At 52.9% G+C, this 15,207-nt stretch carries 11 protein-coding genes; 6 read left to right on the top strand and 5 right to left on the bottom strand.

Going from position 1 to position 15,207, the window contains the following annotated elements; genetic code table 11:
• Positions 1-90 precede the first annotated feature (90 nt).
• From JEM67_RS08560 to metG, 3 genes are all read right to left on the bottom strand, one after another.
• Positions 91-1,317 (bottom strand): MFS transporter, encoded by a 1,227-nt coding sequence (locus tag JEM67_RS08560; protein ID WP_199635232.1) that lies wholly within the window; start codon positions 1,315-1,317, stop codon positions 91-93.
• 181 nt (positions 1,318-1,498) lie between these two features.
• Complete coding sequence (locus JEM67_RS08565; protein WP_199635231.1) at positions 1,499-2,575, bottom strand: sugar ABC transporter substrate-binding protein; 1,077 nt, start codon at positions 2,573-2,575, stop codon at positions 1,499-1,501.
• A 204-nt stretch (positions 2,576-2,779) separates the two neighbouring features.
• On the bottom strand, positions 2,780-4,807 hold the full coding sequence (gene metG, locus JEM67_RS08570; RefSeq protein ID WP_199635230.1) for a methionine--tRNA ligase: 2,028 nt from the start codon (positions 4,805-4,807) through the stop codon (positions 2,780-2,782).
• A 160-nt stretch (positions 4,808-4,967) separates the two neighbouring features.
• Here metG and apbC point away from each other — a divergent pair, with 160 nt between their 5' ends.
• Positions 4,968-6,080 (top strand): iron-sulfur cluster carrier protein ApbC, encoded by a 1,113-nt coding sequence (gene apbC, locus JEM67_RS08575; RefSeq protein WP_199635229.1) that lies wholly within the window; start codon positions 4,968-4,970, stop codon positions 6,078-6,080.
• Positions 6,081-6,129: 49 nt separating this feature from the next.
• Here apbC and JEM67_RS08580 read toward each other — a convergent pair whose 3' ends face one another.
• Positions 6,130-6,759: a phosphatase PAP2 family protein gene (locus JEM67_RS08580; RefSeq protein WP_199635228.1), complete on the bottom strand. Its 630-nt coding sequence runs from the start codon at positions 6,757-6,759 to the stop codon at positions 6,130-6,132.
• Positions 6,760-7,002: 243 nt separating this feature from the next.
• Here JEM67_RS08580 and udk point away from each other — a divergent pair, with 243 nt between their 5' ends.
• The 5 genes from udk to dcuC all read left to right on the top strand — a co-directional run bounded on the left by udk (position 7,003) and on the right by dcuC (position 13,070).
• A complete protein-coding gene (gene udk, locus JEM67_RS08585; protein ID WP_004942376.1) occupies positions 7,003-7,644 on the top strand; it encodes a uridine kinase in 642 nt (213 codons plus the stop codon).
• Between the two features lie 126 nt (positions 7,645-7,770).
• Positions 7,771-8,352: a dCTP deaminase gene (dcd, locus tag JEM67_RS08590; protein WP_004942378.1), complete on the top strand. Its 582-nt coding sequence runs from the start codon at positions 7,771-7,773 to the stop codon at positions 8,350-8,352.
• Positions 8,353-8,396: 44 nt separating this feature from the next.
• Positions 8,397-10,229: an outer membrane assembly protein AsmA gene (asmA, locus tag JEM67_RS08595; RefSeq protein ID WP_199635227.1), complete on the top strand. Its 1,833-nt coding sequence runs from the start codon at positions 8,397-8,399 to the stop codon at positions 10,227-10,229.
• A 160-nt stretch (positions 10,230-10,389) separates the two neighbouring features.
• Positions 10,390-11,496, top strand: a complete 1,107-nt coding sequence (locus JEM67_RS08600) for an acyltransferase family protein (RefSeq protein WP_199635226.1) — start codon at positions 10,390-10,392, stop codon at positions 11,494-11,496.
• A 215-nt stretch (positions 11,497-11,711) separates the two neighbouring features.
• Positions 11,712-13,070, top strand: a complete 1,359-nt coding sequence (dcuC, locus tag JEM67_RS08605) for an anaerobic C4-dicarboxylate transporter DcuC (RefSeq protein WP_199635225.1) — start codon at positions 11,712-11,714, stop codon at positions 13,068-13,070.
• 37 nt (positions 13,071-13,107) lie between these two features.
• On the opposite strand, the gene JEM67_RS08610 is transcribed toward dcuC, so the two are convergent.
• Positions 13,108-14,694 (bottom strand): TerC family protein, encoded by a 1,587-nt coding sequence (locus tag JEM67_RS08610; protein ID WP_199635224.1) that lies wholly within the window; start codon positions 14,692-14,694, stop codon positions 13,108-13,110.
• Between the last annotated feature and the right edge of the window lie 513 nt (positions 14,695-15,207).

The raw sequence follows: 15,207 nt of genomic DNA on the forward strand, positions 1-15,207 counted from the left end.
CCTGCGCCACAAATCACACCATGAATTCTCTCTATGACATCCATGCCAGTTAGGCAGGTTGACAGCACTGGCGAAAGGTTGCGCGCGGCCTTATTCCACGTGGGTGGCGATCGCATTCGGTTGCTGTTTTTGCGCCAGCCGATGGCCGAGGAAAAAGAATAGCAGGCTCAATAACGCGGCGGCAATCAACATCAGAAACATCAATGGCGGTGCGGCGTAGCTGAGGATAAAACCGCAGAGCACCGGGTTGATGGCGCCCCCCAACGCACTCAGGTTTTGCACGCCGTAGTAGCTGCCCTTCAGATGTGCTGGTGCGATAAAGTCGATAAACATATATTCCACCGGGATAACGATAATCTCCCCCAGCGTGAATATCGCCATGGCCACGGCCCACAGCCAGACGGATTGCCCCGCCAGCATGAAACCGACCAGCCCGACAATGAAAAAGAGTGTGCCCAGCGCCAGCCAGCGCAGCATGTTTTCCTGACGCATGCCCCGGCTCAGCAGATACTGCAACGCGATGACGATACAGGCATTGACGATCATCACCACGCCAATGATTTTGTACGCGAATTCGGCGTTCGAGACGATAATCAGGTATTGCGACAGATAGCCGGTGAACTGGCCGAAAACGACTGCCCCCAGCGTACTGCCGAGCGTAAAGTAGATCAGCCGACGATCGCTGCGCAGGATGGTCAGCGTCTGACGAAAATCAGGCAATGTGGTCGGCGCAGATTCGGCGGCCGCGGGTTGCCTTGAGTGCAACTGCCCACGCAGACGAAAGCTCAGTGTCGCCACCGTCAATAAGGCCAGCCCACCGGAGAGGTAGAACGGCAGCAGCGGGTTCAGCCCGGCCACCATAACGCCCAGAGATGAACCCACAGCCCAGCCGACATTTACCAGCGTGTAGTTGAGCGAAAAGGCTTTTATACGCTGAGTGACGGGCAGCCAGTCGGCAAAGCACGCCTTAATGGTGATGCCCAGCACCGAGTAGGCAGTATGCAGAATCGCCAGCACCAGAACGATACCCCCTGGGCGCGGGATCCACGGGATGGCGAAAAAGCTCAGGGCGAACAGTAAAATGGAAAGTAGGATCAGTGTGTTTTTGTTGAACTTGTCCACCAGATAGCCGCCATACAGGCTGGCGAAAATGCCGATCGCCAGGCTGATGCCCAGAATAATGCCGACGCTTTTCGGCAACAGGTGGAAATGCCCGGTGAGGTAAATAGTAATGAACGGCAGCGTGACGCCGCGGCCAATGGTCAACACCAGCGAACTAGCCAGCAGTGCGATGATCAGCGGTGGGAATCCCTTCATGTCGGACCTGTTTATGCATACAGCTATTAAGCGATGTTGATAACATAGCTCATTTTGGCCGACTGGGAAGATGTTGTGTGAAAAAAAGAGGTTATACCGCCGCTTTCAGGCTGCTGTTGCCCCGATCAATATGGGCGCTGCATGCAGCGCCCATACTCTACCTGGGGATAAGCGAAAGAGATTATTTGCCCGATTTGGCCTGTAGCGTGGCGAACCACGGCTGGATAAAATCGCTGCTGCTGCCCCAGCCCGGAATGATTTTTGCCAGCCCGGCTACGTTGATCGGCCCCGGCTGGCTGGCCAACAACGCCTGCGGAATAGACGCAGCCTTGAACTCATAGGTTGCAGGCGTCGGTTCGCCGGCAATCTTGTTCGCCACCAGACGCAGGTTTACCGCACCAATCAGCTTGGTATCCACCGCTACGCTGACTTTCCACGGGCTATTGGCTTCGCGCATCAGTTGCAGATCCTGATTGGAAATATCGATGCTGTACAGTTTGATTTCGGTACGGCCATTTTCTTTCAGTGCCTTGTAAGCGCCCTGGCTAAAGGCGTCCCAGGTGCCCCAGATCGCGTCAATCTTGCCTTTCGGATACTTGGCCAGCACCGCGCCAACCTTGTTGGCGGTATCACCCTGCACGTCCGATGACACTGCGCCGATCGATTCCAGTTCGTGAATGCCCGGATTTTGCCTCAGCAACTGCTGGTAGGCAGCCTGACGGCGCTCCATCGGCGGGAAACCGGCGACCCAAAGCTTGATGATATTGGCTTTCCCGTTGAAGTCTTTAATCAGTTGGCCGAACGACTCATTTGCCAGCGAAGCGTCATCCTGTTGCGAAACCGTTACGCCGGGAATGCTGCCGCTGACGTCGGTATCAAACACGGAGACGGCAATGCCCGCCGCCGCAATGCGTTTGACCAAATCGGTGGAATAGGGCGCGCGGCCCTGCGAGAGAATAATGCCGTCATATTTTTGGCTGATGGCCTGGTTCACGAAATCTTGAAAACGCGCGTCGTCACCGTTGCTGAGGAAGGTATCCACTTTGAAACCCAGCTTACGTCCTTCCTGAATGGCGCCGGCCAGAAACTGAGTGGTGTTGTCGTCGGAACCCAGGTTACGGATCACTGCAATGCGGATCGGCCCCTGATGCTGGGCAATGGCGGTTGGCACCGGTGCCGGCGTGGACGATTCTGCGGCGAACAGTGGCAGGGCGGCCAGCAGGCCAATGGCCAGTAGCGGTGTTTTTATCGTTTTCATTATTATTGGCTCCAAAAGCAGGTGATGGCTATCCCGGTAAGGGATTATTTATAGCAGCCTTTACGTCTGGACGTCTATATATGATGCTGAAATATATCGCTTGTGGGCGGCATATAAAATTTGCCTGCGATGGCGTCTTTTGAGGGGGGCGCAAATAAAAAGGGCCGAGCAGCAGCTCGACCCTTAAGGCAACGGAAACGGCGGTTACTTCACCTGCATTCCTGGCTGAGCACCGCTGTCCGGGCTGAGCAGGAAGATCTCTTCGCCGCCTGGGCCGGCAGCCATCACCATGCCTTCAGAGATGCCGAAACGCATTTTGCGCGGCGCAAGGTTGGCGACCATGATGGTCAGGCGGCCTTCGAGCGCTTTCGGATCCGGGTAGGCGGAACGGATGCCGGAGAAGATCTGACGAGACTCACCGCCCAGATCCAACTGCAGTTTCAGCAGTTTGTCAGAGCCTTCGACAAAGTCGGCGCTCTTGATCAAGGCGATGCGCATATCAACCTTGGCGAAATCGTCAAAGGTGATGGTTTCCTGAATCGGATCTTCAGCCAGCGGGCCGCTGACCACTTTAGCTGCTGCCATGTCTTCTTTTGAAGCGCTGACCATTTCATTCACCTTGTCCAGATCAATACGGTTGAACAGGGCTTTGAACGCATTAACCTGGTGGCCCAGCAGCGGTTGCTGGATTGCATCCCAGGTCAGTTCGCAGTTGAGGAAGGCTTCGGTACGTTCCGTCAGCGATGGCAGTACCGGCTTGAGGTAGGTCATCAGTACGCGGAACAGGTTGATGCCCATCGAGCAGATGGCTTGCAAATCGGCATCGCGGCCTTCTTGCTTCGCGACGACCCAAGGTGCTTGCTCATCCACATACCGGTTGGCCAGATCGGCCAGCGCCATGATTTCGCGGATTGCTCGGCCGGACTCACGGCTGGCGTAGGCGTCGGCGATGCTTTCTGCCGTGTCAACGAAGGTTTGGTACAGCGCCGGATCGGCCAGGTTATCGGCCAGTTGGCCGCCAAAACGCTTGCTGATAAAGCCGGCGTTGCGCGAAGCCAGGTTAACCACCTTGTTCACGATATCGGCATTCACGCGTTGCACGAAATCTTCCAGATTCAGGTCGATGTCGTCAATGCGCGAGGACAGCTTGGCGGCGTAGTAATAACGCAGGCAGTCGGCATCCAGATGTTGCAGGTAGGTGCCGGCCTTGATGAAGGTGCCGCGGGACTTGGACATCTTGGCGCCGTTTACCGTCACATAACCGTGTACGAACAGGTTGGTCGGTTTGCGGAAGTTACTGCCTTCCAGCATCGCCGGCCAGAACAGGCTGTGGAAATAAACGATGTCTTTGCCGATGAAGTGATACAGCTCGGTGCTGGAGTCTTTGCGCCAGAACTCGTCGAAGTCCAGATCGCCGCGTTTGTCGCACAGATTTTTGAATGAGCCCATATAGCCGATTGGCGCATCCAGCCAGACGTAGAAGTATTTGCCCGGTGCGTCCGGGATCTCAAAGCCGAAGTAAGGCGCGTCGCGGGAAATATCCCACTGTTGCAGACCCGACTCAAACCACTCCTGCATCTTGTTCGCTACCTGCTCTTGCAGCGCGCCGGAACGGGTCCAGGCCTGCAGCATTTCGCTGAACGAAGGCAGATCGAAGAAGAAGTGCTCCGAATCACGCAAGATCGGCGTGGCGCCGGAAACAACGGATTTCGGTTCGATAAGCTCGGTTGGGCTGTAGGTCGCGCCGCACACTTCGCAGTTGTCGCCGTATTGGTCCGGCGATTTGCATTTCGGACAGGTGCCTTTCACGAATCGGTCAGGCAGGAACATGCCTTTTTCCGGATCATACAACTGGGAAATAGTCCGGTTCTTGATAAAGCCGTTTTCTTTCAGACGGCCGTATATCAGGCTCGAGAGTTCACGGTTTTCATCGCTATGGGTGGAGTGATAGTTATCATAGCTTATGCCAAAACCGGCGAAATCCTGTTGGTGCTCCTGGCTCATTTCCGCAATCATTTCTTCCGGCTTGATGCCCAACTGCTGAGCTTTCAGCATGATCGGCGTGCCGTGCGCGTCGTCCGCACAGATGAAATGAACCTCGTGGCCGCGCATTCGTTGGTAACGAACCCAGATATCTGCCTGGATGTGCTCGAGCATGTGGCCGAGATGGATGGAACCATTTGCGTACGGTAGCGCGCACGTCACCAATAATTTTTTCGCGACTTGAGCCATAGTGAGAACTTGCTTTCTGTAATGAATAAAAAGGGTCTTCGATGTTACCCGATCGCGCCCTCTACGGCTAGGGCGGTTTCTTTCTACAGACACACGCCAGCGGACCTGCAGTTCTGATATGCTTAGCGGGAAGCTATCCATTCAAAATCAAGGAGCCGGGATGAGCGCAAAATCCCCCGAGCAGACCAACCCTGAAGTTCTGCGTGCCCTGGTGACCGGTGTATTGGCCGCCTTTGAACACCCGACGTTAAAAAACAATCTGACCGCGCTGAAGGCTATTCACCACTGCACGCTGTTGGATCATGTACTGCATATTGAATTGATCATGCCGTTCGCCTGGCAGAGTGCCTTTGAAACACTGAAAGACCACGTGAGTGCAGAACTGCTGCGCGTCACCGGCGCAGAGGCGATCGACTGGAAGTTGAAGCATGACATCGCCACGCTGAAACGCGCCAACGATCAGGCCGGCATCAAGGGCGTGCGCAATATCATCGCCATCAGTTCCGGCAAGGGCGGGGTGGGGAAATCCACTACCGCCGTCAACCTGGCACTGGCGCTGGCTGCCGAAGGCGCGAAGGTCGGCATTCTGGACGCCGACATCTACGGCCCGTCGATCCCCAATATGTTGGGCACCGAGCATGAGCGGCCAACCTCGCCGGACGGCCAGCATATGGCACCTATCCTGGCTCACGGTCTGGCGACCAATTCCATTGGTTACCTGGTGACCGACGACAACGCCATGGTGTGGCGCGGCCCGATGGCCAGCAAGGCGCTGATGCAACTGCTGCAGGACACGCTGTGGCCGGATCTGGATTATCTGGTGCTGGATATGCCGCCGGGCACCGGGGATATCCAACTGACGCTGTCGCAGAACATTCCTGTTACCGGCGCGCTGGTGGTGACTACACCGCAGGATATCGCCCTGCTGGACGCGGCCAAAGGCATTGTGATGTTCGAAAAAGTCCATGTGCCTGTGCTCGGTATCGTGGAAAACATGAGCGTGCATATCTGCAGCAACTGCGGTCATCATGAGCCGATTTTCGGCACTGGCGGGGCAGAAAAGTTGGTGAAAAAGTACAACAGCCGCTTGTTGGGGCAACTGCCGTTGCACATTTCACTGCGCGAAGATTTGGATCGCGGCGCGCCGACGGTAATCAGTCGTCCGGACAGCGAATTTGCGGAATTGTATCGCCAGCTTGCCGGCCGTGTCGCGGCGCAGATGTACTGGCAGGGTGAGGCCATTCCTACGGAAATTTCTTTCCGCGCGTTGTAATCCTCGCAGATTAAAAAGCAAAACCCCGGCGCAGGTCCGGGGTTTTTGTTTATGGCGTGAGGGGGAGTTTGTGTAAATCCGCCCTGGTGTATGGGTGTTCAATCTGTGCCAGCGCGGTGGCGATTTGCTCCAAGAGTCCCTGGGTTGGGGCAGGCTGCCGCACGCCCATAAGAACCAATGGCAAAGCAAGTACAACGGCGATCTGTGGCAGGGAGAGCTGCGGGCGCGGTTTACCGCGTTGTAACCACAGGAACAGCGTACTGGCCATATAACCTAACACCAGACCGCTAACCACTTCCGACGGGGAATGTACACGGATAGCTAACCGTGAGAGGCCAATGGTGAGGGGTAATATCAGACCCACGACCAGCATGACGCTGCGCACCGCATGCGAGAAACGCCCGGTCAGCGTCCAGAGAAGTACTGGCCAAATGCTGGCGGCTAGCGCCGAATGGCCGCTGAAACCGGTGAAGTCGTAACTTTTTATGCCGATGCCCCACCCCATAAAGGCCAGTTTGGATATGCATACCATACCCCCGGCACAGCCGAAGATCAGTGCCCATTGCCAGCCCGCTGTTCGGGTGGAGCGCGGAGCGATTAACGCGGCAAAAAGAATCAACGCGCAGGGCAGCAGCAACATGCTGTCGCCAAAAAATGTCAGAAAATACCAGTCCAGCACGTCAGTCTCCGGTGAAATACATCATCCCATCAGCAGGATAATGAACAAGCTACGAAGTTTACCCTGTCGCATCGGATTGCCCTAGACGCAATAATCTTAAAAACTTGGATCCGTTTCTGGCGAAATAACCGGAGATAGCGGCCCTGCGACTGCAATATAGAGTGGCGCAATGCCCGCTAACTCCCTATAATTGTCGCGTTTTAGTTCCCTCCCTCACACTTCGAAATCAGGTCTTTAAATTTTATGACTGACAAGCCGCATCAGTGCGTCATTATTGGTATAGCTGGCGCATCTGCCTCTGGAAAAAGCCTTATTGCCAGCACGTTATATCGCGAACTTCGCGATCAGGTTGGCGATGAACACATCGGCGTTATTCCTGAAGACAGTTACTACAAAGACCAGACTCACCTGACCATGGAAGAACGGGTCAAGACTAACTACGACCACCCGAGTGCCATGGATCACAACCTGCTGTTCCAGCATCTGCAAATGCTGAAATCAGGTAAGGCGATAGAGTTGCCGCTGTACAGTTACACCGAACACACGCGCAAGAAAGAGACGATCCACCTTGAACCGAAAAAGGTGATTATTCTGGAGGGGATCCTGCTGCTGACGGATATCCGCCTGCGTCAGGAAATGAATTTTTCAATCTTTGTCGATACGCCGCTGGATATTTGCCTGATGCGCCGCATGAAGCGTGACGTCAATGAGCGTGGCCGTTCCATGGATTCGGTCATGGCGCAGTACCAGAAAACCGTCCGCCCGATGTTCCTGCAGTTTATCGAACCTTCCAAGCAATATGCCGACATTATCGTTCCGCGCGGTGGCAAAAACCGCATTGCGATCGACATTCTAAAAGCCAAAATCAGCCAATTCTTTGAATAATGTCGTGCAATGGCCGGGAAATCTGTGTTTCCGGTCGACGGGCAAGTATTTACGCCGTGGCGTAGACCTTTCGTCCGTTGTGTGGCAATTTTTGTTTTAGTGACACGCCCTGATGGAGATGAAGAAATGAGACTGTGCGACCGTGATATAGAAGCCTGGCTGGATAGTGAAAAACTGGTGATTTCGCCGCGTCCGCCGATTGAGCGTATTAACGGGGCCACAGTGGATGTCCGTTTAGGCAATCAGTTTCGCGTGTTTCGCGGCCATACTGCAGCGTTTATCGATCTCAGCGGGCCAAAAGACGAAGTCAGCGCGGCGCTGGACCGCGTGATGAGTGACGAGATTGTGCTGCCGGAAGGGGAAGCCTTCTTCCTGCATCCGGGCGAACTGGCGCTGGCGGTCACGCTCGAGTCGGTCACGTTGCCCAGCGATCTGGTGGGCTGGCTTGACGGCCGTTCCTCATTGGCGCGTCTGGGTCTGATGGTTCACGTGACCGCGCACCGTATCGACCCCGGCTGGCAGGGCCGAATTGTTCTGGAGTTCTATAATTCAGGTAAGTTGCCGCTGGCGTTGCGCCCTGGCATGTTGATTGGCGCGCTAAGCTTTGAACCGCTTTCCGGGCCGGCGGCGCGTCCTTACAACAGCCGGCAGGATGCAAAATACCGCGATCAGCAGGGTGCAGTGGCCAGTCGAATCGACAAGGACTAACAGCGCTGGAAGCACTGTCGGTGTGGCGTTGACAAGAGGATGGCATGAGAAGATTACTGACGACTTTGGTGATTTTACTGGTTGTGCTGGTGGCGGGAATGTCCGCGCTGGTGCTGTTGGTTAATCCGAATGATTTTCGCGCCTATATGGTCACGAAGGTCGAACAAAAGAGCGGTTATCATCTGACGCTGGACGGCGAGTTGCGCTGGCATATCTGGCCGCAGCTCAGCATTCTGGCCGGGCGCATGACGTTGACGGCACCCGGAGCCAAAGCGCCGGTGGTGAGTGCGGATAACATGCGCCTTGATGTCAAACTGTTGCCGTTGCTGTCGCATCAGCTGTTTGTGAAACAGGTGATGCTGAAAAATGCCGTCATTCGCCTGACACCCGAGAGTGAAGAGCAAAATCAACCGAACGCACCTGTCGCACCTGCGGGCAATACCGAAGAGACCCTGGATACTCCGTGGAAATTTGATATCGATAATCTGCGGATTGTGGACAGCCTGCTGATTTGGCAGCGCGCCAATAACGAGCAGATTAACGTTCGCGATATTAATCTCACCCTGCAGCAAAATGCCAAACGTCAGGCGCAAATGGAGCTTTCCAGCCGGGTGAACCGCGATCAGCGCGATCTGACCTTCAGCATGGCGGCAGATATCGATCTGCAGCAATACCCGCGGCGTATCGCGGCCACGGTCACTCAGTTCAATTATCGACTGGAAGGTGCTGACATTCTGGGTGGCGGCATTAAAGGTGATGGCAGCGCCCAGGTGGCGTATCAACAAACACCGCAGCAAATTGCCCTAAGCCAATTGATTCTGAGCGCCAATGACAGCCAGTTCTCTGGCGGTGGCAGCGTGAGATTCGGCGAAGTGCCGGTTTATGCAATGAATCTGACATCGACGGCACTGAATTTGGATGCGCTTTCCGGCTGGCAATCCAGCTCGGGTACGCAACAAGCAGTGAGTGTGACTGCAGCGCCGGTGATAGCTAACCAAGCGGAAGATCCGCAACAAAATCTGGAAGTGTTGCGAGACTTTACTGCGCAGCTTAATTTGAACGTTGACCAACTGACCTATCGTGGCATGAACATTGCCCACTTGGCGCTGCAAGCAGACAACCAACAAGGTCTGCTGACGGTGCATACGCTCTCCGGCCAGTTGGCTGGGGGGGACTTTGCGTTACCGGGCTCGTTGGATGCGCGTGGCGGCAGACCGGTGATCGCTGTGCAACCGGTATTGAAGCAGGTTGAGCTGGGGGCCGTTCTGAAGGCATTCGACATGCCGCAGGTGTTGACCGGCAAATTCAGCATGCAAGGGGATTTAACGGGTGATCGCCTGACTTCGCAGTCGTTTGAACACCGGTGGAAGGGAACCGCCCAGTTGGCGATGCAGGACGCGCAACTGCATGGACTGAATATTCAGCAGTTGATTCAGCAGGCGGTGGCGCGTAACGACAGCAGCGTGCGCGGGCAGGATAATTACCAGCGCTTTACCGAAGTGAAACAGCTTTCGGCGAAAGCCAACCTGAGCGGTGGTACGGTAAACATCAGTGAGCTGAGTGCGGATTCCCCGCTGTTGAATCTGAGCGGTGGCGGTACGGTGAATATGCCGGGTAAACAGTGCGATATGGTGCTTAACGTGCGGGTGACTGGCGGCTGGCAAGGGCGCGGTGAACTGATTGAGCAACTGCAGAAAACGCCAATTCCACTGCGGGTTTATGGCCCTTGGCAACAGCTTAACTACCAATTGCAGGTTGATCAGGTATTACGTAAAACGCTGCAAAACCGGGCCAAGGACGCGCTGAATAAATGGGCCGATAAAAACAAAGATTCGCGTGAAGGTCAGGATCTTAAAAAGTTGTTGGATAAGCTTTAAATTTTCTCGAACACACCAGTTTTATGCTGGTGTGTTCGATGAGTTAGATTATGAGGAAATAAATAGTAGGTAAATTCTTATTTTTTCTTTGCTTTATTGTTAACAATAAAGCCATCGGCTACTATCTATTTATTTATCATTTACTATGGGTAAGGGTTACATGCGTTACATCAAAGAACTGGAAGGATTGAGAGGATGCATGGCATTATGGGTCGTATTAGGTCATGCTCTAGCCGCTTTACCTTTGATTCATCCGAAGATACCGGCTTCGATATTAAACTCTTATGCGGTCGATGTTTTTATAATCCTGAGTGGTTTTGTTATTTTCTTCATGATAAATAATAAAAAACAAAATTATAGTATTTACTTGATTCAGCGCTTTTTTAGAATATTCCCAGTTTATATGTTTGCCTTGGTAGTCTCAATCTTAATGATTGATTTCTCAAAAGGTGTATTGTCAAGTCTGCCTGAAGCACCATCAACAGGGCATCGTCTCGAACTGATAAATGCATTTCTTCAACAGCCTCTGTGGCATTGTATTTCACACTTCTCATTATTACAAGGGATGATCCCTGGCTTTGTGCTGCCCGATGCGCCTTATACCATTATTGGCCAAGCCTGGAGCGTATCGGTGGAGTGGCAGTTTTACCTGATCGCACCGTTACTCTTTGTATTATTAAACAATATTATGCCTAAAAAGAATCAGTTTTTTTTGGTTTTAATATTTTTGTTTTTGATTGTTAGCGGCTTCTTTATGACGGGTGGATATGTTGGAAATAATTTAATGGCCTTTTGTATAGGCTTTGCTTCATTTTTCTATTATCGGGATGTTCAACCTGGATTGTCAAAAGAGAAAAGCCGTGCTGTGTTTATTATTGCATCGATAGCGGCTATTTTGATGCTGAAAAAGGATGCGATTCCCGTTGTTATTTGGTTGATTGCTTTCAATGTGGCTATATCTAAACAACAATATTCAGGTCGGTCAGTGTTTACTCGGATTCTTGATAGTCGACCAATATTGTTCTTAGGGCGAATTTCATATTCCCTATATATGGTGCATATGATGGTGCTCTATATTGTTCTTTATGCGGTGAATAAACTTAGTATTGGTGCGACACTGAATTATATTGTTGTGCCAGTCGCAACTATTACAATATCAATATGTCTGTCATATATAACCTACACCTTTATAGAGAAGCCTTTTATAGCATTGGGGAAAAAGTTAACGGCCAAAAAAGAGCAAAAATTGTCTTCGGCACTAACATGATATCTCTTTTATTGAATAGATAAGGGAAATTGACCCAAGAGTGACTGCTTGAATGGCGTGGGTTAGGCAGTCCTCATTTTAATCTTATAATATTTCATCCTATTCTCTTGATAAGAATCATATTCTTTTATACTGATTTTGTGCACAGTAGAGTAGATCATAATTCTGCTGGTATTGATTGGTATAAACAGCGTAAAGGAACACATTGAGGGAATATGATAGAACTTCTTATTGGTGCAGCCGTTGCAGCTGCCGTTGGCCGCTATATTATCAAGGGCTACTCCGCCACGGGGGTACTTATGGTGGGGGGGCTGCTGTTGCTGGCTATCAGCGCCGTAATGGGGAAAAACCTGCTGCCTGCCGGCGCGGCGTCTACGGGATGGCGCACCACCGACATCATCGAGTACGTTAAAATTCTGCTGATGAGCCGCGGTGGCGATCTTGGCATGATGATCATGATGCTGTGCGGATTTGCGGCCTATATGACGCACATTGGCGCCAATGATGTGGTGGTAAAGCTGGCTTCCCGTCCGTTGCAGATGATCAACTCCCCGTATCTTTTGATGGTCGCGGCCTATTTTGTCGCCTGCCTGATGTCACTGGCGGTCTCTTCCGCCACCGGCCTGGGCGTATTGCTGATGGCTACGCTGTTCCCATTGATGGTTAACGTCGGCATCAGTCGTGGTGCTGCGGCCGCGATTTGCGCTTCGCCTGCGGCGATTATTCTGGCGCCGACATCCGGTGACGTGGTGCTGGCCGCCAAGGCGGCGGAAATGCCCTTGGTGGACTTCGCTTTTAAAACCACCTTACCTATTTCGATTGCGGCGATTGTCTGTATGGCCATTGCGCATTTCTTTTGGCAACGCTATCTCGACAAGAAAAATAACGAACAGCACCACATTATGGATGTGAGCGAAATTACCACGCATGCGCCGGGTTTCTACGCCGTTTTGCCGTTCACGCCGATCCTGGGCGTGCTGGTTTTTGACGGCAAATGGGGGCCGGAGTTGCATATCATCACGGTGCTGGTTGGCTGCATGTCGCTGGCGGCGGTGATTGAATTCCTACGTAGTTTCAGCGCCAAACAGGTGTTTACCGGTCTGGAAGTCGCGTATCGCGGTATGGCGGACGCTTTTGCCAGCGTGGTGATGCTGTTGGTGGCCGCCGGCGTATTCGCTCAGGGGTTGAGCACCCTCGGTTTTATCAGTGGGTTAATCAGTCTGGCGCAGTCTTTTGGTACCGGCGGCATTATCATGATGTTGGTGCTGGTGGTGATTACCATGCTGGCGGCGATGACCACCGGCTCGGGGAATGCGCCGTTCTATGCTTTTGTGGAGCTGATCCCCAAATTGGCTGCGCAGATGGGCGTTAATCCGGCCTATCTGGTGATCCCTATGTTGCAGGCCTCAAACCTGGGGCGCACGTTGTCGCCGGTTTCCGGTGTGGTGGTGGCGGTATCCGGCATGGCGAAAATCTCGCCGTTCGACGTGGTGAAACGGACGTCGGTGCCGGTGATTGTCGGGTTGATCGTGGTGATTGTGGCAACTGAGTTGCTGGTGCCTCAGCATCTATAAAGGTAGCAAAGGTAGCCGGGCATAGCCCGGCACCGATTTAGACCTCGTAGTCTGCCTCAGGTACCGACAGTGGGGTGATCCTCACTTTCAAAATACGGTGGCTACTGACTTCCAGCGGCTCAAACAGGTAGTCACCGATCTGCAATTGCTCACCTTCCTGGGGAATGCGCTGACTGTGTTCCATCAGCAAGCCGGCTATCGTGTGGTATTCGCGCTTATCCTCCAGCGGGAGTGGCAGATAAAGCACCAGGTCTTCCAGCGGCATATGGCCGTTGGCAGTCCAACTGCCATCTTCGTTTTGCTGAATGTCATGCCGTGCGTCAACGTCCTCGCCAGCCTCCGGCAGGTTACCGGCGATGGTTTCCATCACGTCTGTCAGGGTAACGACCCCCTCGACCGAACCGAATTCATCGACGACAAAAGCGAAATGTGTCTGCGCCTGCCGGAACTGCTCCAGCGCGCTTAGCAGCGTTAACTGCTCCGGGAAAATCAGCGGTTGACGCACCAGCGCGCGTAAATCGAGCGGCACCTGGGTTAACTGCTGTTTCAGGACATCAAGGGTATGGATGACGCCGAGCGGTTCATCGCTGGCGCTGTTTTCGACCACTACAATGCGCGTATGCTGATTTTTTTCCAGCAACTGGGTCAGCTTTTCCTGCGGATCATTCAGCTCGAGGTATTCGACGTCATGGCGGGAGGTCATGATGCTGCTTACGGTACGCTGCGCCATGCCCAGCACGCGTTCTATCATGTGCCGTTCCTGTTGGTTGAATATCTCTCCGCTTTCGCTCGCGCTGTCGGCCAGCAGGTTGGCGGAGTGGCTGTCTACCTCTGCTTCTTCATGTTTGCCGTTCAGCATGCGCAGCACTGCTTCTGCGGTTCGTTCGCGCAGTGGTCGCACCTTTGACAGAAAACGGCGACGGTTGAACTGAGACAGCTGGTTTAATGCTTCAATCATCACGGAGAAGCCGATCGCGGCGTACAGATACCCCTTGGGAATATGGTAGCCGAACCCTTCCGCAACCAGGCTGAAGCCAATCATCAGCAGGAAACTCAGACACAGAATGACGATAGTCGGGTGGGCGTTGACGAATCGCGTCAGCGGCTTGCTGGCCAACAGCATCAGCCCGATAGCGATACAGACCGCAATCATCATGACTGCCAGGTGATCAACCATGCCGACGGCGGTGATCACCGAATCGAGAGAGAAGACGGCGTCCAATACCACGATTTGCGCCACCACAGGCCAGAAACGAGCGCCTTTGCGCGGCCCTTGCTGCTCATCATCCTTGCCTTCCAGCCGCTCGTTTAGCTCCATAGTGGCTTTGAACAGCAAGAATATACCACCGACCAGCATAATGAGATCGCGGCCGCTGAAGGGGTGCTCCGCGACCACAAACAGCGGTTTGGTCAGCGTCGCCAGCCAGGAAATAGAGGCTAGCAGTGCCAGACGCATCAGAAGGGCCAGCAACAGACCCACGACGCGAGCTTTATCTCTTTGTTGTTTTGGTAGTTTTTCCGCCAGAATGGCGATAAAGATAAGGTTGTCTATACCCAGAACGATTTCCAGCACGACCAAAGTGGCCAGGCCGGCCCAAATTGTTGGATCTGCGATCCATTCCATACGCCCAATTTCACCTGTAAGTTCGACGGCTTATGCCGTAAGGGAATGATGGGTGTTGGGCGGGGAAAATTCAACTTTAAAACTGTGCTGGGATAGGGAACAGTGCGGCATTGTGATTTTAAGCCAAAATAATGCATAAAAAATCATCCACCATCGGTTTTTTTAACATGTTACGCCGAGATAAAAGGATGCTTTTCAGCAGAGAGTTACAGCTGTGGAGCATGATGTTCATTGCTTGCTGATAAAATAGGCGGAAAAATATTTTTTAAATCAATCCATTATGAATGTATCTAGCTGCTACACTTTGTGCTGAAAAAACCCAGCAGTAGTCTTATTCTGAAAAGGGCACTCAACGGACATCTTAGGCTTGTATCGCTAAGGCAATAGTATAAGAATCTTAGGCACATAAACATTTACAAGTATCATCGTTTGGTTATAAGGGTGTGTTTTTTTGTTTTTTCTGTGATCTAACTATCGCTTAAGGAAAGTGCGCGGCCCTTAATTTACATTCAA

The organism is Serratia sp. PAMC26656, from assembly GCF_016469055.2.
GTDB lineage: Bacteria > Pseudomonadota > Gammaproteobacteria > Enterobacterales > Enterobacteriaceae > Serratia > Serratia plymuthica.